The sequence below is a fragment of the Paenibacillus flagellatus genome (assembly GCF_003217775.1).
In the GTDB taxonomy this organism is placed as follows: domain Bacteria; phylum Bacillota; class Bacilli; order Paenibacillales; family NBRC-103111; genus Paenibacillus_AB; species Paenibacillus_AB flagellatus.
On the sequence record NZ_QJVJ01000002.1, the window covers coordinates 338,162 to 361,337 of the forward strand.

Here is a 23,176-nt window from a genome sequence, read left to right on the forward strand (position 1 = left end):
GGTCGTTAAAGCGGGAAACGTCCACCCCCGCCGCCGAATCTGTTCTTTCGGAGTCTTCGACTCCGTCCGTTTAACTCTTTGGCAGGCATCCTCGCTCGACATGTTATAACAAATCGCAGGCCACGGATCACAAATCCCGCGCATCACCACAAACGCACCGGTCCCAAAGTAACAAAATTCCAATTTCCTTATTGACGGAATCGTCAACTCCACTTAATATATGTTATAACAAATATTTATGCAAACGCTTACGTATCAGTACAACATATGCGTTGCAGCATTGGAGGTGCGGACGTTGCCTTACCCGAACAGTGTCAATTTGAACCGCGTGCTGGACAAAATCCGCCAATCGGTTTACACCCCGATCGCGGAGCTGTCCGTCGAGGCTTGGGTCACGCCGGAGCCGGTCGGCTTCGCAAGCCGCCGGGAAGGACGCAGGCTCGAGCTTCGCCCGGGGGACAAATGGGGAGACTTGTGGGACTGCGCCTGGTTTCATTTTCAAGGGGCGGTGCCGGCCGAAGGAGCGGGTCGTCCGGTCGTGCTGCTGATCGACATCAACGGCGAATTGTGCCTCGTCGACGGGCAGGGAGACCCGACGCAAGGGCTGACAAACGTCAATTCCGAGTTCGACAAGTCGCTCGGGCTGCCGGGCAAGCGAGTCGTCCATGTGGCGAATCCCGCCCGCGGCGGCGAAGCGATCGACTTGTGGGGAGACGCCGGCTGCAACGATCTGTTCGGCAAGCTGCAGGACAACGGCACGTTGAAGGAGGCGTTCGTCGCCATCTGCAACGAGAGCATGCGCCAGCTGCTGTACGATTTCGAGGTGCTGCTCGAGCTGTCCGCCCAGCTGCCGGAGCCGTCGGCGAGAAGACACCGGATCGTCCATGCGCTGAACCGGGCCGCCAAGACGCTCGTCGCCTACGACGACGAAGAAGCCCGACGGGCGCGCGAGCTGCTCGCGCCGGAGCTGGCGAAGCGGGGAGGCGACCCGTCCTTGCGCCTGTCCGCGATCGGCCATGCGCATATCGACCTCGCTTGGCTGTGGCCGATCCGCGAGACGATCCGCAAAGGGGCGCGAACGTTCGCCACCGCACTGACCATGATGGAGCGATACCCCGAGTACGTATTCGGAGCGAGCCAGCCGCAGCTGTACGTCTGGATGAAGGAGCATTATCCGCGGCTGTACGCGAGAGTGAAGGAACGGGTGCGCGAAGGAAGGTGGGAAGTGCAAGGGGCGATGTGGGTCGAGCCGGATACGAACGTGACCGGCGGCGAATCGCTTGTCCGCCAGCTGCTGTACGGCAAGTCGTTTTTCCGCGACGAGTTCGGCGTCGACGTCGATTGTCTGTGGTTGCCCGACGTGTTCGGCTACAGCGCGGCGCTTCCGCAGCTGCTGGCCAAGTCCGGCGTCCGCTACATGATGACGACGAAGCTGTCGTGGAGCGAGTACAACGAGTTTCCGCATCATACGTTTCGGTGGGAAGGGCTGGACGGCAGCCGCGTCCTGGTCCATATGCCTCCGGAAGGGACGTACAACAGCTCGGCGGCGCCGAGAGCGCTCGCGAAGGCGGAAGCGAAGTTCAAGGACAAGGCCATCTCCGACGAAGCGCTGCTGTTGTTCGGCATCGGGGACGGAGGCGGCGGTCCCGGCGAGGAGCATCTCGAGCGACTGCGGCGGGAAGCCGATTTGAACGGCCTCCCCCCCGTCCGTCAGGAGCATTCGGCGCGCTTCTTCGGGCGTATCGGTCGTCATGCCGAGACGTTCCCCGTCTGGCAGGGCGAGCTGTACTTGGAGAAGCATCAGGGGACGTACACGACGCAGGCGGACAACAAGGCCGGCAACCGGCGGATGGAGTTCGCGCTGCGCGAGCTGGAATGGGCGTCCGTCCTCGGCGTCGTTCGCGGGACGTCCGATTATCCGGCCGACCGGCTGGCGGCATGGTGGAAGGAAACGCTGCTGTACCAATTCCACGACATATTGCCCGGCTCGTCGATTACCCGGGTGTTCGACGAATCGCGGGAGCGGTACCGGGTGATGCTCGCGGACGTCGAGCGGCTGACCGGGGAGACGTACGCGGCGCTGGCCGATTCCCTCGCCCGTGACGAACAGGGTGGCGGCGGGGCGTTCACCTGCGCGGTATTCAATTCGCTGTCGTGGGAACGTACGGAATGGCTTCGCCTCGACGGCGAATGGCGCGAGGTGACGGTGCCCGCGATGGGATACGCGCTCGTCCGCGCCGGCGACTCGCCGTCCGCCCCGTCTTCCTCCGGGCTGTCGGCCTCGACGTCGCGGCTCGAGAACGACGCGCTGCGCGTCGAATTCGCCGAGTGCGGCGCGATCCGCTCCGTCGTCGACAAGCGTACGGGCCGGGAGACGATCGCCGGGGGCAAGCTGGCGAACCGTCTTGCCGTCTATGCCGACAACGGCAACGCGTGGGACTTCCCGATCGACTACGAAAACTACCCGTCCGCCGTCTTCGCCCTCGTGTCGAGCGAGGCTCGTATCGACGGACCGCACGCCGTCGTGACGCAGACGTACGAGTACGGGCAGTCCGAGCTGGTGCAGGACATCGTGCTGACGAAGGGCTGCGGACGGATCGAGTTCCGGACGCGGGTCGAATGGCGCGAATCGCACAAGATGCTGCGGACGTCGTTTCCCGTTGCCGTGAAAGCGGCGGAAGCGTCGTTTGACATCCAGTTCGGCCATCTGAAGCGCCCGACGCACCGGAACACGTCGTGGGATTTCGCGAAGCGGGAGAAGTGCGCGCACAAGTTCGCCGACCTTTCCCGGCCCGATTTCGGCGTCGCGCTGCTGAACGATGGCAAGTACGGCTACCGGGTCGAGGACGGCGAGATCGATCTGAACCTGATCCGCAGCCCGTCGTACCCGGACCCGGCCGCGGACCGCGGCACGCACCGGTTCACGTATGCGCTCGTCCCGCACGAAGGCTCGCTGACCGATTCCGACGTCATCCGCCAAGGGTACGAGCTGAACTGCCCGCTGCGCGTTACCCGTCTGGCGGAGCAAGGCCGCGGCGCGCCCGCCGTTGCGGAGCGGCGGGGCGGATGGATCGACACCGGCGCGGACGGCGTCATCGTAGAAGCGGTCAAGCGGGCGGAGGACGGCGACGGCATCATCGTGCGGCTGTACGAGAGCAAAGGAACGGATGCGACCGCGCGGATGACGTTCGCCGTTCCGTTCCGCTCCGTCGTCGAGACCGATCTGATGGAACGAGACATCGGCGCCGAACCGCTCGACGCCGAATCGCCGGTATTGCGGCTCCGCCCGTTCGACATCCGCACGATTCGCTGCCGGCTTCGTTAGCACGACCTATTCGCCGATAAGGAGGGGGTTCCCCATGGATGTCAAAATCGGCTCGACCGCCGAACGACCGCTCCCCCGGCCGGGCAAATTCGATTCCGTCAAGAAACGGCTGAAGCGGAACGTCGGCCTGTACATCATCATTTCTCCGGCTGTTCTTTATTACCTCATCTGGCATTACTGGCCGATGTACGGCGTGCAAATCGCCTTCAAGGACTTTATGCCGGGGCTCGGCATCTGGAACAGCCCTTGGGTCGGCTTCGAGCATTTCGAGCGGCTGTTCAACGCCTACTACTTCTGGACGATATTGAAAAACACGCTCGGCATCAGCCTGTACGGCCTGCTCGTGGGCATTCCGGCCCCGATCGTGCTGGCCCTTCTGTTCAACGAGGTACGGAGCAAAAAGCTCCGTACGTTCGCTCAAACGGTCTCGTACGCGCCGCATTTCATTTCCGTCGTCGTCGCCGTCGGCATTTTGTTCTTCTTCATCTCGCCGACGAACGGCGTCATCAACTCGGTGCTGCAATCGCTCGGCTTCGCCTCCCGCGACTTTTTGGCCGAGCCGGGAAGCTTCTGGCATCTGTACGTCTGGTCCGGCATTTGGCAAGGCATCGGCTGGTCTTCCCTCATTTACAGCGCCGCCATCTCGGGCATTTCGCCGGATTTGTACGAGGCGGCGTATATCGACGGAGCGAGCAAGTGGCGGCGCATCTGGCACGTCACGCTGCCCGGCATGGTGCCGACGATCGTCATCCTGTCGATATTGAGCGCGGGCGGCATTATGAGCGTCGGCTTCGAGAAAATATTGCTCATGCAAAACCCGATGAATCTGGAAACGTCCGAGGTCATCTCCACTTACATGTACAAAAGCGGGCTGCTCAACACGCAGTACAGCTTCTCGGCGGCGGTCGGCCTGTTCAACAACGTCATCAACTTCATCATTCTGATCGTCGTAAACGCGGTCGCGCGCAAAGTCGGGGAGACGAGCCTATGGTGAAGGCGGACGCCCCATCCTCGCATCGAAAGGAGATCGTGCCGTGCTGCTGAACGTCAAACGGACGCCGGGGGAGAAGCTCGCGGACGGGCTCATTCTCGTCCTGGTCGTCGCGATTACGATCGCCATATTGTATCCGCTCCTATTCGTCCTGTTCGCCTCGCTGTCCGATCCTCGCCGCATATGGGACAGTCCGCTGCTGCTCTACCCGGCGGGCTTCAACCTGGACAGCTACGCGAAGGTGTTCGAGAACAAAGACATGTGGAGCGGCTACGCGAACACGCTGCTCTATACGTTCGTCGGGACGGCGATCAACATCGTCATGACCGTGCTCGGGGCGTACCCGCTGTCCCGGAAAAAGTTTTACGGCAAAAGCTTGTTCACGCTGCTGTTCGCGTTCACGATGTTTTTCGGCGGCGGGCTCATTCCCGTCTACTTGGTCAACAAGCAGCTCGGCCTGCTCAACACGATGTGGGCGCTCGTGCTGCCCGGTGCGATAAGCGCCTACAACATGATCATCATGCGAACGTATTTCCAGACGCGCATTCCCGACGAGCTCGAGGAAAGCGCCTATGTCGACGGCTGCAACGACTTCCGCCTGTTGTACAAAATCGTACTGCCGCTTTCGATGCCGATCATCGCGGTCATGGTGCTGTTTTACGGCGTGGGGCATTGGAACTCGTATTTCGACGCGATGATTTATTTGACCGACCGGGGGAAGTTTCCGCTGCAGCTCATTTTGCGGGAAATTTTGGTCCAAAACGATTTCAAGGAGATGGCCGGCATTTCGGTCGGAGGCGAGTACGCGGATCAAATGATCGTGAAGGAAGGGCTGAAATACGCGGTCGTCGTCTTGTCCGCCCTGCCGCTGCTGATTCTGTATCCGATGCTGTCCAAATTTTTCGAGAAAGGCATCTTGGTGGGAGCGATCAAAGGCTGATCCGGTTTCAAGGCCGGGAGGCGACTTCCGGATGGAACATATTAACCAAGGGAAGAAGGTTGAGGACATGAAGAAAGGGTTGTCTCTGCTGCTGGCATCGACATTGACGCTTTCGCTCGCGCTGACCGCCTGCGGCGGAACGGAACAGGCGGCGACTCCGGGGAAAGCCGGGGAATCGCCGGGCACGACGGCCGCGAACGAGAAGATCGCGCTGAAGATGGTGAAACGAGGGTACACCGATGTTCACCCTCCGGCGAAAGACTTGTGGATGTGGAAAAAATATGAGGAGAAAACCGGCATCCGCGTCGACTTCGAAGAAATTCCCGCTGCGGCCGTTACCGAGCGGAAAAACGTCATCCTCGGCTCGAACGACTTGCCCGACGCCTTTTACCGGATCGCCTTCGGTACCGACGAGCTGATGAAGTACGGGAAGCAGGGCTTGTTCATCCCGCTCGAGAAGCTGATCGAGCAGCACGCGCCCAACTTGAACAAGCTGCTGCGGGATAACCCGGACATCAAGCGCGCGATTACGATGTCGGACGGCCACATTTACGCACTGCCTTACGTCGATTTCTCCAAAGCGTTCAACTCGGTCCGGCTGTATATCAACAAGTCGTGGCTGGACGAAGCGGGCTTGGCCGTGCCGAAGACGACGGCGGAATTCCGGAGCGCCCTCAAGACCGTCCGGCAAAAAGATCCCGCGCGGCTCGGCTGGGTGCTGGAAAGCCGGTATTGGACGTTTCTCGAAAGCTTCCTCGCAAGCAGCTTCGGCATGGGCGAGGGCGGCTCGAAGGCGTTCGGCCAGTCGATCTACAAAGACAAGGACGGCCAAATCAAGACGACGTTCAACGATCCGAAATATAAAGAGCTGCTCCAATATATGAGCGATTTGTACAAAGACGGCTCCCTCGCGCAGCAAAACTTCACGACCGGCTACGATTACGCGAAATGGTCGACCGACGGCGCCAACAACTTGGTCGGCTCGTTCGTCTGGGAAGGCCCGGGCTATATAGGTAAGGACGCCGCCAAAAACTACGTCGGCATCAACGCGCTGGAAGGCCCGCGCGGGGACAAGGTGGCGGGGACGCTCGGTCCGGCGGCCAAAGGCATTTTCGGTTTCATCATTACGAACAAGAACAAGCACCCGGTCGAAACGTTGAAATGGATCGACTACTTCTACGGGGAGGAAGGGATTCTATTCGGAACGTTCGGCATCGAGGGCGAGACGTACAAGATGGTCGACGGCAAACCGAAGTACATCGACGACATTTTGAACTACAAGGGCGGCGTGCAGCTGGGGGCGTTCCAATACGTCGACAACGTGTACGGGGCGTATTATCCGTACGTGGAGCCGAAAGACGAGCTGCGGATGGCGGCGAGAGGGACGACGGTGGCGGACGAGATCAAGGCCGACCCGGCGGAGCTCGACAAGTTCGCGCCGAAGGAGCTGTGGCCGGACTTCGTGCCGACCGACGAGGAAGCGAAGCAGACGAGCGCGATGCTGACCGACATCAACAAGTATATCGAGGAGATGCGCGTGAAGTTCGTGACCGGCAAAGCGAATCTGGACACGGAATGGGACAATTACGTGAAGACGTTGGACAAAATGGGCGCCGCCAAATATTTGGACATCAGGCGAAAGCAGTACGAGCGCTACATGAGCGTGAAGTAGGGCGGTCGGCGACACGGCTCTCCCGGGCGGCCCGGCGGGTTGGGCGGCCCCGGGGGCGGACGGAGCGTTCGTCTTCCTATGCGTTCGGTTTACATGAAGAAGCCGGGAACGCTATAATTTAATGCGAGAATGGAACGGACGACTATGGCGAATAGGGCGATTAGGGCCGAAGATAGGATGAGAACGAAGTTGACCAAAGACAACAAACCGCTGTACAGCCTCATCGTTGATGAGCTGAAGGCGCAAATTTCGTCGGGCGTCTACAAGCCGGAGGACCAGCTGCCGACGGAAGCGGAGCTGAGCGCACGCTACGGGGTGAGCCGGATTACGACGCGCCGCGCGCTCGAGGAGCTGGAGCGGGACGGCTTCATTTACCGGGTCAAGGGCAGCGGCAGCTTCGTGAAGTCGATCAGCCGCGCGCAGGCGGAGAACCGGACGGACGGGACGGGGAAAATGATATCGCTCATATTGCCGTCGGAGGACGACCGCGGGACGATGGGGTACATTCGCGGCGCCTCGGATTGGCTGAACGCGAACGGGTATTATTTGAGCGTTCACCAAAGCGACTACGATTCCCAAAAGGAGCGCGATTTGCTGGAAACGTTGACGCGAAGCGGCATCGCGGCGATCATTCTGTATCCGAGGAACGATCAGACGAACTACGACATTCTTCATCGGCTTTGCCTGGACGAGTACCCGATCGTGACGATCGACAAATATTTCGACAGCTTGCCGCTCGGCGCCGTCGTCTCGGACAATTTCGGCGGAGCGTACAAGTCGGTTTCGCGCCTGATCGAGCTCGGCCACCGCAAAATCGCGTTTTTGTCCGCCGTCAGCATCGAGTCGACCTCGTCGGTTCGCGACCGTTATTTCGGCTATTGCAAGGCGTTGAAGGATCACGGCATCCCAGTCGACAGCCGGTATATTCAGCTGAACATGAAGGCGGTCCGGGAGGAGATCGGCGTCGACAAGTTTTACGCCCAGCTGCTCGACTCGTACCGGAGCGAAGGGGTAACGGCCGTCCAGACGGAGAACGATCTGATCGCCGCCAATTTGCTGAACCGCTGCTTGGACGCGGGCATCCGCGTGCCGGCCGACATCTCGATCATCGGCTTCGACAACAATCCGGTGACGCAGCACGTCATCGTCCCGCTGACGACCGTCGAGCAGCACTTTTACGAAATCGGGCGCAGGGCGGCCGAAATCGTCGTCAATTGGCTGGAGCGAGGGAAGACGGCGCCGGGACGCGTCCTGGTGCCGGTGGAGCTGGTCGAGCGCGGCACGGCCGGCGCGGCGCCGGAGTGAGCGACGGCCGCGGCATACGAAAAAACAGCCTCCCGGCCCGCGGTATCGCGGGTTTCGGGAGGCTGTGTCGTCAGCGGGAAAAAATTTGAATGCCCTCCATCTTGGACAAGTACAGCTTCATGTTTTGCCGGATTTCCTCCAGCTCGGAATACGTCACGTTTAAAGCGGTGTGGTAGCTGAACGTGGGGAACGTTTCCCGGAATATGAAGAACCGGTCGGGCTGCTTGACGCGAACCGGCCCGTTCCATTCGGCGGCGCTTTTGAGACTGGGCAGGCTGAGCGTATGCTGCCGCAGCTTGAGCTGGGTTTCATGCGAAAGCATGAAATCGACGAACGTCTGCGCGGCCTGCTTATGCTTGGAATGCTTATTGACGGCAAGGCCGATGACGATGACCATCGTTTTGGGCGTTCCTTGATAGGGCAGCGGCGAAATGTCGTACGAGAAGTCCACGTCCTCGATCATGTTGAGAAAAAAATACGAGGTTAAAATCATCGATACTTTTTGCTGGCGGAACAGCATGTCCACGTCGTGGTCGTTTTCCGACAGGAACGGCGGGAACACGTCCTCGCTCAGGTCGATCAGCGTACGGAAGCTTTCCTTCAGCGACGAGCTGTCCAGCTCCAGGTTGCGGCCCCGATCGGTTCCGCGGTTGAAGACGACGTTGTTTTGCAGCAGGAAAACGGGCCACCGATTATCCGACAGCAGATGGAAGAAGAAGCCGTAGCGGTTTTTGCCGGTCGATAATTGATGGGCGGCCTTCTTGACGGTATCCCAGGTCCAGCCGCTGTCCGGCTCCGGAACTCCGTTCTCGGTAAAGTGGTCCTTATTGTAGCAAAGAATGACCGGAGAAAACATGAACGGCTGCACGTATAACGTCCCGTCAAACGTAAACGGCTCGGTTAAAACCGGATAAACGCCTTCATGGAAGGCTTGCGGCTCCAGCAAATCCGGCGGTCCGCCGGGCCGGGCGAACAGCTCGACATTGTAGTTGTTGATCGTCATGACGTCGATCTGGTCGGATTCCATATAGTCCTTCATGGTGGGCTTCGTATGCGAGTGAGGCATCGGAATCATATGGACCCGTATGAGCGGATGCCGCTTATGAAATTCCTCGACCAGGTCGTAGATGTGCGCTTCCTTGATCATGGACGGGTAGTAGCCGAGCTTGATGACGGTCCCCGCCGGCGCTTTCCGGACGCGGTTGCCGACGCGCGGAATTTTTTCGATAAAATGCTCGGAGGCAAGCAGGTCGAGTCCTTTGCGTACGGAGTTTTTGCTAAGCTGAAATCGTTCGGCAATATCGTTCTCCGAAGGCAGGAAGCTTCCTTCCTCCCAAATGCTCGCAATGATCTCGTTTTTCAAGGTGATCATCATTTCCTCGTAGCGGCTCCTGAACGTAGAACGCTTCGGCTTCGAATTCATCTCCAAGCACCCCGATTGCATAGTGATCCACACCAGCCCATTATATCATAAAGCCTGCTTCCCCATGCGGATCCGGACATGGCAGGAAAGGGCTTCAAAATTCGTTGACAGTTTCTTTTGCCTATGATTATAATCTGTTATGAACCAGATAAGTAACAATGAAATTACCGAATTATATCCGATTTTATAAGGAGGGAGGGCGAAAATCAAGAGGAAGTTCATTTTATTGACAACATATGTATCATATTTGTGTGTGTTTGGAGAAAAGGATTTTAGAGTTATGGGGTAGATATGTAAAAAGAAAGGAGCTTGAGGGATGACCACAAAACGTCTGATCGTGTCGGTCTTAATGAGCAGTCTTTTCTTATGCACACCCGTGTATGCGTTTGCAGAAAGCGGTTCCGAGCCGGAGCGGGCGACGCTCCGCCTGGAGGTTGACGGAAAACCGGTATCGGAAGGAGAACGGTTTGCGGTCCAAGTCGTCGCCCGCGATCCGGCCGATTTGTACGGGGTGCAGGTTCGGGTGAAATACGACCCGTCCAAGCTGACGTTCCGCCAAGTTCAACCGCAAGGCGCTTATAGCGATTTCGGCGGCTCGCAAATCGATGAAACGGAAGGAACGGTCGTCCTGCCGCTGCTGCGCCAAGGGGCTTCCTCTTCATCATCGGCCATCGCTTCGTTAAGCGTTGCGAAGCTGGAATTCGCCGCCCGCAGTTCGGGCGTTACGAAGCTCGCCGTCGAATCGGTCAAGGCGGTCACCGGCGAAAGCTACTTGAATGCCAACGGATACCCCGATTTGAAGGAGCTGGCCATCGTCCCCGGGCGGGAGTTGACGCTGCCCATTACGCCCGCTTCCTCGTCTTCTTCCGAAGACCCGGCTCCCCCCGCGCCGGTCGTCCCGCCTGCCCGTCCGGAAGCTCGGCCCGGCTTGCAGGAGCTGGAGAAGAAGCTGGCCTCCAACGATCCCGAGCAAGCGTTGGCTCAGCTCTCGTCGCTGCTCTCCGGCGGAGCGGGGAGCTATTCGCCCGCGGAGATGAAGCGGTTGGAGGAGCTGGCCGGCCAACTGCAGCGGCAATGGTTGCATCAAGTAAAGATAACGGAAGATGCGGCGGCGAAATCGATGAGGCTCGATCGGGAGTCGTTAGCGAAAACGGTGGAGGCGCTTCGGCAGCTTTCGGAGCTGGGCGCAAGCCGTCAATGGAAGGTCCCGGCGGAAGCGAACATTCGCGTTCGGCTTGCGGACAACGGCTCCTCGTCCCTGCTGGTAACCTCCGACCAAGCGAAGCAGCTTGCAGGCGGCAAAGTATCGCTGCTGCTCGAGAACGAAAGGGGAGCCGCCGCCGTTTCTCCTGAAGCGCTTGCGGGCGGCCAAGAAACGCTGCTTCAGCTGCGGACGGCCGGCGAGCAAGCCGGGCGGCAAACGGACGCGCGATTGAATTTCGTTTCCGGACTTCAAGTGTTAATCTCGGCCATGGAAGACGGGAAACCGGTCGCCGTCGCTCCGGAGGCCGGACTGCTCCGCTTGACGCTTCGCTACGAGGCGTCCGCTCCGAATGTACATAAGTTGGGTGTCTATGCATGGAACGAATCGACGTCCGCATGGGAGTACGTGCGGAACGCGAAGCCGGAGGGCGGCGAGTTCGAGGTTGCGGCGGCCCGGCCGGGCGTATACGCCCTGATGGAGTATTCCGCGAATTACAAGGATATCGAGGACGTGTACGAGGAGGCGCGGTACGCCATTGAAGCGCTCTCGGCCAAGCACGTGATGGACGGAACCGCGGAGGAGGCGTTCTCTCCTTTCGGCGAGACGACCCGGGCCGAATTTGTCTCGCTTCTGGTACGGATGCTGGATCTCGATTCGACCGCCCGCCACGAGGCTTCCTTCCGCGACGTGGAGGCGGACGCCTGGTATGCGGGCGCCGTGAACGCCGCTTATCGAGCCGGAATCGTTCGAGGCGACGGCGAGAACATGAATCCGGACGGCAAGCTGACGCGCGAGGAAATGGCGGTCATGCTCGCAAACGCCGGACTGGTCAAGACGAACGGTTCGGGGTCGGAGCCGTTCGCCGACGACGATGCGATCAGCGATTGGGCCCGGGAGGCGATCTATGCGGCACGGGCGGGCGGTCTGTTGAACGGAGTCGGCGACAACGCCTTTTCTCCCAAATCCGGCGCCAATCGGGCGGACGTCGCCGTTATGCTGCTGCGGTTGATCGAACAACGATAAGGAGTGGGTCTATTGAGCACGTTGCGGACAAGGATATCGGTCGTTGCGATTGTATCCCTATTGGCGGCCGTTTACGCCGGCTGGCCTCTTGCCGGTGTCGGCGCCGCGGAGCCGGCGCCCCAGTCGGGCGCCGTCGCGATGGTAAACCCCGGCTTCGAGGAGCCGGTCGGGCCGGACGGCAGCATTCCCGGCTGGACTTCGAATTACGCCGTCAAGGACGATGTATACGGAAAAGTGACGCACAGCGTGTACGGCTCTGTCGTCAAAAGCGGCGGCCACAGCTTGAACCTGTTCGACAATTCCACCATGCATACGGTCGAACTGGTAAGCGACAAATACCCGGCTACCCCCGGGCAGGAGTATACACTGAGCGTATGGATGAACCACAATAAGCCGGAAGGCTGGAAAAGCGGGTCCATCGGCGGTTCGATCCATCTTCGTTTCTACGATGCGAGCAACAAGGAGCTCACGGGCAGCCGCGCGGCGGTCAATTACAACGCGTTGGGCACGCAAGGCCAATATACGCAGTTGATTACGCCGGTCAAGACGGCGCCGCCCGAGGCGAAATACGTGTCCGCCGCTCTGCTCATTACCGCGGCATGGACCGGCAATACGTATTTCGACGACGTCGAGCTGAAGGTGAACGTCCCGACGCCGCCGCTGCCGCCGGAAGATTTGTCCGAGAAGGTCATTTCCTCCGACGGGCTGAAAGAGGTGGTCAGCATCCCGGTTCCAAACGCCGGATTCGAGAGAGGTCTGACCTCGGGCGGAGCCGTGGAAAGCTGGACCCATTGGTCCGCTCCGAGCGATACGGTCAAATTCGAGCTATCGACGGCCGTAAAATATTCCGGCACTTCCAGCCTCAAGCTTACGGATACGCAAACGAACAACAGCGTCGTCCTGGAGAGCCGGCCGCTATCGGTGAAGCCCGGCGCGGAATACACCGCTTCCGCGATGATGTATGTGGACGGTACGCCGGCGCCGTCGGGGGGCGCCACCTTCCTGCTGCGCTTCTTCGACGGGAACAACGTGCAGACCGGCGCGGATCTGCTGCAGCATTTCAAAACCCCGCTTCATCAATGGTTCAAGGCGGAATTGAAGGGGCTCGCTCCGGCCAACGCCAAGCACGCGAAGCTGTTCGCTCTCGTCAATAACGGATCTACGGCGGTCGCCTATTACGACGATATGATGTTTACGTACGAACGGGATTTGATGCAGCTCGATATCGCGTCGGCCGAATACGCCGCCAAAGACCGGACATTCACCGTGCGGTTGGGCTCCAAAAACGCCGAAGCGCTGACGGCCGCCGATCTGAATGTGGCGTTTGATGCGAACGCGCTGCAGGTTGTGGAAGCGGCCGTCCATCCGGATTTCGGAGCAAGCGGCAATACGACTTTGACGTGGGAAACGAACGGCGGCCTGCTTGCCGTCCATGCTTCCCGAACGGATGGCGGCGTCGTCAACGGGAACGCCGGCATCGCCACGGTAACCTTCAAGGCGTTAAGCGGGCAAGGAAATACCGTTATTGCCCTTAAAGCGAGCTCGGTATTGAAGTCGCTCAAGGGAGGAGAGGTGCAGAACAAAACGTTCCCTGCCGACGTGAGGGCAAGAACGACGCTGCTGCCTCGCTTCGAGGACGTGAACCATGACGGTGCCGTCAATCTGGTGGACCTTTTGCTGACGGCGAAAAGCGTGAATGCAAGCTTGAACGACGTCACGAAATATTACGACCTGAACGGCGACGGGAAGATCGACGCCGCCGATGTCGAGACGATCGCCAAAGCGCTTGCCGCACCATAACGCCGGATTGGGCGGCGAACGTGGAAATCATTATTTCCGTAGGAGGTCTACGATGCGAAAGCTACGAAGCAAATGGATCATGATCGCCGTTTTGAGCTGCTTGATCGTCTCCGGCATGTTTTCGGCCGCGCCGGCGGAAGCAAGCCCGGGCGGCGATGGCGTGACGTTTAAAGGAAGAGTGTTCGGCGATCCGGAAAAAATCGCGACGCCGATTACGAAAGCCGGCATATCGGGTGCGGTCGTCGGCGAGGAAGACGGAAAGCCGGTTTTCTACACGTCGGTTAACGCCGAGGTCGCATCGTTCCAAATCGTCGATATCCGGTCCAACACGCTGCTCCGCAGCTTTCCGATGCCCGGCGTGCAGCAAGCTTGGGCGCATGCCGTCGCCCCCGACGGTACGGTCTATATCGGCGGCATTCGGACATCGGGGCAGACGAAAGGAATATTATGGAAATATTCTCCGGCGACCAAACAGATCGTCGAGCTCGGCGAGCCGATTCCGGGGGAGAAGTCGATCTGGTCGTTGACGGTCGACGACAAGGGCAACGTGTACGGCGGAACGTTCCAAACCGGCCGCGTGTTCAAGTACGATCCGGTCGCCGGCACGTTTACCGACTACGGGACGATGGTTCCCGGCCAAGAATACGTTCGTTCGATCGCTTATCATGACGGCTACATTTATGCCGGCATCGGCACCGTCGGCGATGTGGTGAAGCTGGGCGTAACGGAGGCTACGGCCGGGTACAAGCAAAGCATCGGCGCCGAAGTGCCCGGCCTGCTCGGCGTGTCCGCGGCGCAGGTGCCTTTCGCGTACGATATGGCGGTCGTCGGCGATCTATTGCTCGTCAAGTTTCAAGGCGACTTGTACAAGCTGCTGTTCTACGATTTGAAAAACGGAGCCTGGCTTCCGCATGTCGTCGGAAAAGATACGGAGAACGGCGGAACGGGTGTCGGCGTCTTCAACTTCGCCCAATTGGCGGCGCGCGATAACAAGGTGTATATTCCAGCGAACGGGCATCTGACCGAATTGGATTTGACGACGTTTCAAGCGACTCCGCTTATTCGATACGGTACCTCGCTCCGAGGAGCGGCTTGGGTTTCGTTCGACGATTTGCCGGGATATCCGGGCCAATCGCTCGTGTCGATGAAAGGCAACGGCGAAATCGCGATCTTTAACGTGGACGCCCGAACGGTGTACAGCATGCCTTCCGCTTTGATCGGCGCCCCCAACCCGATTCACAATATCGAGGTCGGACCGGACGGCAGCCTGTACATGTCGGCTTATCCGGCGGGATTGGGCGCCGTTTATGATCCGCGTACGGCTTCATTGAAAAATTTGATCCTGGAGCAAGCCGAGGGCATGGTCGCTTACGGTACGGATATGTACATGGGCATATATCCGGGCGGCCATGTGTATAAAATCGATACGACCCAGAGCACCCCGGTCGCGACGCGGGTGTTCACGATCGGAGAATCCCAGGACCGTCCGTATATTATGAAAACGATGGGCGACAAAATCATGATCGGCACCATCCCGGGATACGGGGAGCTTGGCGGCGCGCTTACGATATTCGACCCCTCGACCGGCGAGCATAAGGTGTATCGGAACATCGTCCAAAATCAAAGCATCGTAGGGCTGGCTTACAAGGACGGCTACATTTACGGGTCCACCACGATCCATGGAGGTTTGGGCACGTCCGCTACCGAAAGATCGGCGAAGCTTTTCGTCTGGGATGTCGCCAACGAGCGCAAAGTGACCGAATTCGCCCTCGATATTCCGGGAATCGGTCAATCGCCGATGATCAGCGGGCTGACCGTCGGTCCGGACGGCAACATTTGGGGCGGCGTGGACGGCATTTTGTTCAAGATGGACCCGGTCACGCATGAAATTTTGAATTACAAAAATATATACCCCGACATTACGAACTACGGCATGTGGCGGCCTTATCATCCGTATTGGGGCAAAGACGGCCTGCTGTACATCGATTTGGCGGACCGCATTACCGTCATCGACCCGAGAACGCTGGAGTTTGTCCGGCTGTTCCCGGAGAGCCTGGAAGTGAAATTCATGGCGCTTGCCGAGGATGCGAGCGGCCAGGAGCAAATTTATTTCGCCGACGCCACGGATATGGGCAGCCTTCAGCGCATTTCCGTAACCGACGCGCAGTACGAGCGTCCGGGCCGGTTGAAGCTGAACGGACCCGATGCGGTGAGGCTGAACGAGACGATCGAGGTCGCCCTGGAGCTGGAGCAGGCGAACGCGCTGTACGGCTTTAAAGCCGAGCTTGCGATCGACCCCGCGGTATGGACCATCGAGAGCGTTACGGCCTCGGACGACTGGCAATCGAACGGCTACATGACTTGGTCCGCCGACGGAGGCGATGTGACGATCGTAGGGACCCGGCTGGGGGATAACGGCTATTCCCTCGACGGGCCGCTGGCGAAAATCCGCTTAACGGCAAAGAGCTATCGCGACAAAGCCCGGCTGATCTTGCTCGGCGAGTCGGAAACGATTCGCATCGACGGCGACGTGACGGGCGTCACGCATCGTCTGGGCTCGGATTTCGTATGGCCCGTCACGATCCAAACGGAGAAGGAGGATGTCAATCGGGACGGCGTCGTCACGACGGACGACTTGATCTCGCTCGCCGGGCGGATCGGCGCCGCGATCGACGATTCCAACCGCCATATGGATCTGAACCGCGACGGCGAGATCGATATCGCCGATCTCGGACTGGTTGGAAGCGCGGTATTCGAGCTTCGCCGATAGAGACGATGAAGAGGGTTTTCAGCCGCGCCAGCGGCATTGCGAAGAAGTCCTTGGCTGCAAGGGCTTCTTTTTCTATTCAAAATTTGTACGATATCGTTCGGATTACGACTTTTTCACGATTTTTGCCGTTTATCGGGTCGAACGGTCGTCCGATTCGCCGAGCCGGGGCTGCGGACGCGGACAAGGACAAGACGATATTGCAAGTTAAGCGTGAGATATTCCATTCTGTTCCCCCGAAACCCCGGGCTATAATTCAGTTGTAACTCGACGCTTCACGCGGCGTTCTCGCGCGGTCGGGACGATCTTCAGTAGGAGCACCAGTTCAAGGGGAACGAGGAGGATTCTTATGCGTTACATGGTCGGAGTTGATGTCGGCGGCACGTTTACCGACGTTACGTTGGTCGACGCGTCGACCGGAGACATCTTGAATCACAAAGTGCCGTCCACGCCGGACGATCCGTCGCGGGCCATCATGACCGGCATCGAGCAAATATTGGAAATGAACGGGGTTCCGGTGTCCGACGTCCGTTATTTGGCCCATGGCACGACCGTCGCCACGAACGCGCTCATCGAGCGGAAAGGCGCCTTGACCGGGCTGCTCGTGACCGAAGGCTTCCGGGATTTGCTGGAGATCGGCCGCCAGACGCGTCCGGGCTTGTACGATCTGTTCAAGGAGAAGCCGGAGCCGGTCATCCCCGGTTATTTGCGGCTGGAGGTCGAGGAGCGCCTCTACGCCGACGGCACCGTGCGCAAGCCGCTCAACCGGGAGCGGCTCGCCGAAGCGATCGAACAATTGAAACGGGAGGGCGTCCGCTCGATCGCGGTATGCCTATTGTTCGCTTATATGAACCCCGAGCATGAGAAGCAGGTCGTCGACGAAATCCGGCGCCTTTATCCGGACGCTTATGTATCCGCTTCCCATCAGGTCGTGCCGGAGTTCCGGGAATACGCGCGGCTCAGCACGACGTCGCTCAACGCGTATCTCGGACCGGTCATGCAGACGTATATGGACAATTTTCAGCAATCCGTCCGCAACGCCGGCATCCCGGTCGACCCGTACATTACGCAATCGAACGGCGGCATCATCTCGATCCAGGAGTCGGTCGCCAATCCGGTTCGGACCGCAGTGTCGGGACCGGCGGCTGGCGTCGTGGCGGCGGCTTATTTGGCCGAGCTGACGGGATATAAAAATATGATTACGTTCGACATGGGCGGCACGTCGGCCGATTTCAGCCTGATCGAGAACGGGGAGCCGAAAATTTCGATGGAACGGGAAGTGGAAGGCTTTCCCGCCCGTATCCCGATGCTCGACATTCATGCGTGCGGCGCGGGCGGCGGCTCGATCGCCTGGCTCGACGCCGGCGGAGCGCTCAAGGTCGGGCCGGAAAGCGCGGGCTCGACGCCCGGACCGGCTGCATACGGCCGTGGGGGGACGCGTCCGACCGTTACGGACGCCAACGCCATTCTCGGGCGCTTGAACCCGGACGGCATCTTGGGCGGGCGGATGGCGCTCGACGTCGAGGCTTCGAAGCGGGCCGTCGAGAAGCATATTTGCGACGCGACGAAGCTGTCGCTGCTGGAGGCGACGATGGGCATACTGTCGGTCGTCAACGCCAATATGACGCGGGCGATCCGGCTCATCTCCGTGGAGAAAGGGTACGACCCCCGCGAGTTTACGCTCGTCTCGTTCGGCGGCGGCGGCGGTCTCCATTGCGGCGCGCTGGCCCGCGAGCTCGGCATCCCGCGCATTCTCGTCCCGCCTTCGCCGGGAACGTTTTGCTCGCTCGGCCTTCTGGTAACGGACGTTCGCTCCGATTACGTCCGCTCGTCGCTTCAGGAATCGAACGGCGGCGGTCTCGACACGATCCGCGGGCTGTTCGCCGACATGGAGCGCGAAGGGGCGGCGATGCTGGCGAAGGAAGGCGTTCCGGAGTCGAACCGGCGGTACGCGCTCGGTCTCGATATGCGTTTCAAAGGGCAAAACTACGAGCTGACCGTACCCGTCGAATGGTCCGAGCTGACCGTCGAGGGACTGCCGGCGATCGTCGCCCGGTTCCACGAGCAGCACGAGAAAAATTACGGCTATTCGAACCGGAACGGCGTCGTCGAATTCGTCAATTACCGCGTCACCGCGCTCGGCGAGCTTCCGAAAGCGGCGTTGCGGGCGGAGGAGGAGAGCGCCGGCGCCGGCCGTACGGTGAAGCCGACCTCGACGCGGGACGTCTACTTCGCGGAGACGGATCGCCCGGGCTACTACAGCACCGGCATTTACTCCCGCACCGATTTGCTCCCGGGCGACCGGCTCGCGGGACCGGCCATCATCGAGCAGATGGACTCGACGATTTTGCTGCTGCCGGGTCAGACGCTGCGCGTGGACGCTTACCGCAATCTGCTCATTCATACGTTCGGCGAGGAGGAACAACGATGAAACGGATCGACCCGATTACGCTCGAAATCGTCGGCAATTTGCTGCTGTCCGTTGCGGAGGAGATGGGCGTCACGCTCGTGAAGACGGCGTACTCGACCAATATCAAGGAACGGAAAGACTGCTCGACCGCCTTGTTCGACGCGAAGGGCAGCATGATCGCGCAGGCGGAATACGTGCCGATGCATCTGGGCTCGATGCTCGGCGTCGTCGGCGAGGTGCTGAAGAAGTTTCCGGTCGACTCGCTTCGTCCGGGCGACATGTTCGTCACGAACGATCCTTACGCCGGCGGAGGAACGCACCTGCCCGACATTACGATGGTGTCCCCCGTCTTCGTCGACGACCGGCTCGTCGCGTTCGTCGCGAACATCGCGCACCACTCCGATATCGGCGGGATGGTGCCGGGCAGCGTATCGGCCCATTCGGACAACATTTTCCAGGAAGGGCTGCGCATTCCGCTCGGACGCATATGCCGGGCGGGCGAGCTTGTGCGGGAAAGCTACGACTTCATCATCCTGAATACGCGGACGCCGGTCGAGCGCAGCGGCGATTTGGACGCGCAGATCGCCTCCAACATCGCCGGTGCGAAGCGGTTGGCCGAAGTCGTTCGCAAGTACGGGGCGGATTATTTTGCGGAATGCACGGACGCGCTGCTCGACTACGCGGAGCATCTGATGCGCGCGGGCATCCGCACGCTGCCGGAAGGAACGTACACGTTCGAGGATTATTTGGACGACGCGGGCGCCAATTCCGACTCGCCGATTCCGATCCGGGCGACGGTGACGATTGAAGACGGCACGGCCAAGGTCGATTTCGCCGGGACGAGTCCGCAGGTGCCGGGGCCGCTCAATATGACGTACTCGGGACTGCTGACGACCGCGTTTTACTGCTTCAAGGCGGTGGCGGGGCAGTCGATTTTCGCCAACCACGGCATTTACCGGGCGCTTCAGGTGACGGCGCCGGAAGGCTCCATCGTCAACTGCACGCTGCCGGTGCCCGTCGGGCAGCGGATCGATACGGCGCAGCGCGTCGTCGACGTCATCATGGGCGCGCTCGCCCAAGTGGCGCCGGAGCGGGTGCTCGCCGCCTGCAACAGCGTCGTGACGTCGGCCATCTTCTCCGGCACGAATCCGCGGAACGGCAACTACTTCGTCTATTTGGAGACGATCGCGGGAGGCTCCGGGGCGCACAGCCGCGGGGACGGCTTGAGCGGCGTCCAGGTGCATATGACCAACACGTCGAACCTGCCGATCGAAGCGCTCGAGCGCGAATATCCGGTGCTGGTGGAACGGTACGAGCTGCAGACCGATTCGGGCGGCGCCGGCCGGTTTCGGGGCGGCCTCGGCATTCGCCGGGACTTCCGGATTTTGTGCGACGGCATGAGCTACACCGGGCTCGGGGATCGCCACAAGTTCGCGCCGTGGGGGCTCGAAGGCGGAAAGAGCGGCGGTCCGGGCCGCTTCCGGCTGTCCCGGGGCGGCGGGGAGTTGCAAACGCTCGGCTCGAAAATATCCGGCGTGACGCTCGGCCGGGAAGATTTGATCAGCGTCTGCGCGCCGGGCTCCGGCGGCTACGGACACCCGTACGACCGTCCGGCCGAAGCGGTGCTGCGCGACGTCCGCGAAGGGAAAGTGTCGCTCGCCTCGGCTCTGGACGATTACGGTGTCGTGCTCGTTGCCGGTCCGAACGGGCCGATCGTCGACGAGAATGCGACAGCCGAACGGCGAGCGGGCGTGCGATCTTAATCGCCGCGATTGTGCGGCTGGAAGGAGGCGGGCGGCATGAAGCTGCTCGGCATCGGAGACAACGTCGTCGACTATTACCGCGATCAGGGGCTGATGTACCCCGGAGGCAACGCGCTCAACGTCGCGGTGGCGGCCCGGCGCGGCGGCGCGGCCGGCTGCGGCTACCTCGGCATCGTCGGGGACGACGCGGCGGCGGCGCATGTGGTCGACTGTCTGGGCCGCGAAGGGATCGACGCGTCCCGGCTTCGCCGGGCGTATGGACCGAACGGCGAAGCCGTCGTCGCCTTAACCCCCGACGGGGATCGGACGTTCGCGGGCACGAACCGCGGCATACGCGTCCAGTCGCGGCTGACGCTGCGGCTGACGCAGGACGACCTCGACTATATCGACGGGTTCGACGTCGTCCATACGAGCGTCAACAGCGATACGGAGCACGAGCTGCCCCGGATGGCGCGCAGGCCGGTATCGTTCGATTTCTCCACTCCGCAGCGGTGGGATGCGGACTACTTGCGCCGCGTCTGTCCTTACTTGACCTACGCGTTTTTCTCCGGGAGCGGCCTGACCGCGGGCGACATCCGGTCGCTGATCGAGGACGTGCACCGGCTCGGCGTGCCGGTCGTCGGCGTGACGCGAGGGGCGGAGCCCGCGGTCTTTTCCGAGAACGGGGCCGTCTTCGAGCAGCGTCCGGCTCCGGCCGAAATCGTCGACACGATGGGAGCGGGCGATTCGTTCATCGGCGCCTTTCTCGCCGCCTATCACGACAGCCGCGACATGCGGGGAGCGCTCGCCCGGGCGGCTGAAGCGGCGGCGGCCACCTGCGGCACGTACGGAGCGTTCGGCTACGGCAAGTCCAAATAACGAAGGCACAGGAGGTTTTCACCATGGTATACGAAGGTCCGTTCGCGCAGGCGAACGAGCAATTGGAGCGCGTGTTCGACGCCTACCGCAGTCGAACGATCAAGCGGGTGTTTTATGTGGCGTGCGGCGGCTCGTCCGCTCTCATGTATCCGAGCAAATATGTAATCGACCGGGAAGCGCAAGGCATTACGGCCGAAATTTTCAGCTCCAACGAGTTCATTCACCGCAACCCGCGGTCACTCGACGAGCAGTCGCTCGTCATCCTGTGCTCGCACAAGGGCAAGACGCCGGAGACGACGGAAGCCGCCCGTTTCGCCAAGAGCAAAGGCGCCTTGACCGTGTCGCTCATGTATGTGGAGCATGCGCCGCTCGCCGACGAATCCGACTTCGTCGTCAATTACAGCTGGATTTCGGCGGGCAACATGGAGCCGCATCCGGAAATTATGAACTATGCCATCTTGTACAGGCTGACCATGGGGCTGCTCTACATCAAGGAGGGCAACAAGAAGTACGAGAAGCTGCTGGCCAGCCTGGACCACCTCGGCACCGTATTCGAGAAGGCGATGGTACAATACGCGGATACGGTCCGCGAGTATGCCGAACAGTACAAGGACGAATCGATCATTTATACGATGGCGAGCGGCGCGAACTACGGCATGGCGTACTCGTTCGCGATCTGCATCCTGATGGAGATGCAGTGGATTCATTCGCACGCGATTCATGCCGGGGAATTTTTCCACGGACCGTTCGAAATTTTGGACAAAACCGTGCCGTTCATTCTGCTCAAAGGGTTGGACGAAACGCGGCCGCTCGAGGAGCGCGCGCACGCGTTCCTGCAGCAATACGGCGAGAAGACGATCGTCATCGACGCGAAGACGTTCGACCTGACCGGCATCGACGACGAGGTGAAAGGCTACATCGCTCCGCTTGCGATGAACTTCGTGCTGCGCATGTTCGCGCTGGCGCTGTCCAAAGCCCGCAGCCATCCGCTGGAAACGCGGCGCTACATGTTCAAGGTGCCTTATTGACCCGGCGTTAGCCGGTTGCAAGCCGCCGCCCGAGGGGACGCGTTCCCTTAACGGGAGGCGGCTATTTTGCGCGCAAGCGGGCTCGAGCCGCTGCCCGGGGGCGCACTCGCGTTCGGGAGGCGGCTATTTTGCGCGCGAGCGGGCTCGAGCCGCAGCCTCGTGGGGCGCGCTCGCCCTCGGGTGCCGCGGCTTTTTTCGCGTGCGCGAGCAGACTCGGGCCGCTGCCTCGTGGGGGAGCGCTCGCCCTCGGGTGACTTTTTGCTTGTCATTGGGCGTACGATCCTCGCCCGTTTCCGCGTTGCAGGCTCCTTCCGCGCATTAGAAGGAAAATCTCCAGCTAATCCGGCGGCAAAACGCCATATTCTCGTTTTACCCGGAAATCCTCCATGTAATTGGTCCACAGATGCGGCTTTCTCGTATAATCTCAAAAATTAGGGGGAGGTTTTCCAGCTAATCGATCGTCTCGCCCAATCCGCTACAACTTAGGGGGAGATTTTCCAGCTAATCGACCGTCTCGCCTAAATCGCTACAATAAGCGGGAGGTTTCCAACAAATCGACCGCCTCCCCCAACCGTTACAACGAATGGGAGGTTTTCCAGCTAATCGATCGTCTCGCCCATACCGCTACGATTTAGAGGGAGGTTTTCCAGCTAATCGACCGTCTCGC

General features: G+C 60.4%; 13 protein-coding genes. 12 read left to right on the forward strand and 1 reads right to left on the reverse strand.

Features of this window, described 5'->3' with window-relative positions:
* Positions 1 to 295 precede the first annotated feature (295 nt).
* The 5 genes from DLM86_RS05060 (at position 296) to DLM86_RS05080 (ending at position 8,233) form a co-directional block, all read left to right on the forward strand.
* Positions 296 to 3,325, forward strand: a complete 3,030-nt coding sequence (locus tag DLM86_RS05060) for an alpha-mannosidase (protein WP_245954358.1) — start codon at positions 296 to 298, stop codon at positions 3,323 to 3,325.
* A 34-nt stretch (positions 3,326 to 3,359) separates the two neighbouring features.
* Positions 3,360 to 4,319 carry an ABC transporter permease gene (locus DLM86_RS05065; RefSeq protein ID WP_110838881.1) on the forward strand — a complete coding sequence of 320 codons (960 nt, stop codon included), beginning with the start codon at positions 3,360 to 3,362 and terminating at the stop codon, positions 4,317 to 4,319.
* Between the two features lie 40 nt (positions 4,320 to 4,359).
* The gene (locus DLM86_RS05070; RefSeq protein WP_110838882.1) at positions 4,360 to 5,256 is read left to right on the forward strand and encodes a carbohydrate ABC transporter permease; all 897 of its coding nucleotides are present in this window, start codon (positions 4,360 to 4,362) and stop codon (positions 5,254 to 5,256) included.
* Positions 5,257 to 5,323: 67 nt separating this feature from the next.
* Entirely contained in the window at positions 5,324 to 6,928 is a 1,605-nt protein-coding gene (locus tag DLM86_RS05075; RefSeq protein ID WP_110839187.1) for a type 2 periplasmic-binding domain-containing protein, read from the forward strand.
* 189 nt (positions 6,929 to 7,117) lie between these two features.
* The gene (locus DLM86_RS05080; protein ID WP_110838883.1) at positions 7,118 to 8,233 is read left to right on the forward strand and encodes a GntR family transcriptional regulator; all 1,116 of its coding nucleotides are present in this window, start codon (positions 7,118 to 7,120) and stop codon (positions 8,231 to 8,233) included.
* A gap of 70 nt (positions 8,234 to 8,303) precedes the next feature.
* Here the strand turns inward: DLM86_RS05080 and DLM86_RS05085 are convergent, their stop codons facing one another.
* Complete coding sequence (locus DLM86_RS05085; protein WP_158289336.1) at positions 8,304 to 9,656, reverse strand: extracellular solute-binding protein; 1,353 nt, start codon at positions 9,654 to 9,656, stop codon at positions 8,304 to 8,306.
* A gap of 316 nt (positions 9,657 to 9,972) precedes the next feature.
* On the opposite strand from DLM86_RS05085, the gene DLM86_RS05090 reads away from it, so the two are divergent.
* The 7 genes from DLM86_RS05090 to DLM86_RS05120 all read left to right on the forward strand — a co-directional run bounded on the left by DLM86_RS05090 (position 9,973) and on the right by DLM86_RS05120 (position 22,509).
* Positions 9,973 to 11,883, forward strand: coding sequence for an S-layer homology domain-containing protein (locus tag DLM86_RS05090; protein ID WP_110838885.1), 1,911 nt, complete (start codon positions 9,973 to 9,975; stop codon positions 11,881 to 11,883).
* A 12-nt stretch (positions 11,884 to 11,895) separates the two neighbouring features.
* Entirely contained in the window at positions 11,896 to 13,683 is a 1,788-nt protein-coding gene (locus DLM86_RS05095) for a dockerin type I domain-containing protein (protein WP_110838886.1), read from the forward strand.
* Between the two features lie 52 nt (positions 13,684 to 13,735).
* The gene (locus DLM86_RS05100) at positions 13,736 to 16,453 is read left to right on the forward strand and encodes a cohesin domain-containing protein (protein WP_110838887.1); all 2,718 of its coding nucleotides are present in this window, start codon (positions 13,736 to 13,738) and stop codon (positions 16,451 to 16,453) included.
* Between the two features lie 346 nt (positions 16,454 to 16,799).
* Positions 16,800 to 18,881, forward strand: coding sequence for a hydantoinase/oxoprolinase family protein (locus DLM86_RS05105; protein ID WP_110838888.1), 2,082 nt, complete (start codon positions 16,800 to 16,802; stop codon positions 18,879 to 18,881).
* Positions 18,878 to 20,623, forward strand: a complete 1,746-nt coding sequence (locus DLM86_RS05110; protein ID WP_110838889.1) for a hydantoinase B/oxoprolinase family protein — start codon at positions 18,878 to 18,880, stop codon at positions 20,621 to 20,623. The genes DLM86_RS05105 and DLM86_RS05110 overlap by 4 nt, the downstream gene beginning before the upstream one ends.
* A gap of 36 nt (positions 20,624 to 20,659) precedes the next feature.
* Complete coding sequence (locus DLM86_RS05115; protein ID WP_110838890.1) at positions 20,660 to 21,481, forward strand: PfkB family carbohydrate kinase; 822 nt, start codon at positions 20,660 to 20,662, stop codon at positions 21,479 to 21,481.
* A gap of 23 nt (positions 21,482 to 21,504) precedes the next feature.
* Positions 21,505 to 22,509, forward strand: a complete 1,005-nt coding sequence (locus tag DLM86_RS05120) for an SIS domain-containing protein (RefSeq protein ID WP_110838891.1) — start codon at positions 21,505 to 21,507, stop codon at positions 22,507 to 22,509.
* Positions 22,510 to 23,176: the final 667 nt, after the last annotated feature.

Coding starts and splice junctions, on each gene's coding strand:
- DLM86_RS05075 (WP_110839187.1), top strand. CDS start 5,324: ATGAAGAAAGGGTTGTCTCTGCTGCTGGCATCGACATTGACGCTTTCG.
- DLM86_RS05110 (WP_110838889.1), top strand. CDS start 18,878: ATGAAACGGATCGACCCGATTACGCTCGAAATCGTCGGCAATTTGCTG.
- DLM86_RS05100 (WP_110838887.1), top strand. CDS start 13,736: ATGCGAAAGCTACGAAGCAAATGGATCATGATCGCCGTTTTGAGCTGC.
- DLM86_RS05115 (WP_110838890.1), top strand. CDS start 20,660: ATGAAGCTGCTCGGCATCGGAGACAACGTCGTCGACTATTACCGCGAT.
- DLM86_RS05120 (WP_110838891.1), top strand. CDS start 21,505: ATGGTATACGAAGGTCCGTTCGCGCAGGCGAACGAGCAATTGGAGCGC.
- DLM86_RS05105 (WP_110838888.1), top strand. CDS start 16,800: ATGCGTTACATGGTCGGAGTTGATGTCGGCGGCACGTTTACCGACGTT.
- DLM86_RS05085 (WP_158289336.1), bottom strand. CDS start 9,656: ATGAATTCGAAGCCGAAGCGTTCTACGTTCAGGAGCCGCTACGAGGAA.
- DLM86_RS05065 (WP_110838881.1), top strand. CDS start 3,360: ATGGATGTCAAAATCGGCTCGACCGCCGAACGACCGCTCCCCCGGCCG.
- DLM86_RS05090 (WP_110838885.1), top strand. CDS start 9,973: ATGACCACAAAACGTCTGATCGTGTCGGTCTTAATGAGCAGTCTTTTC.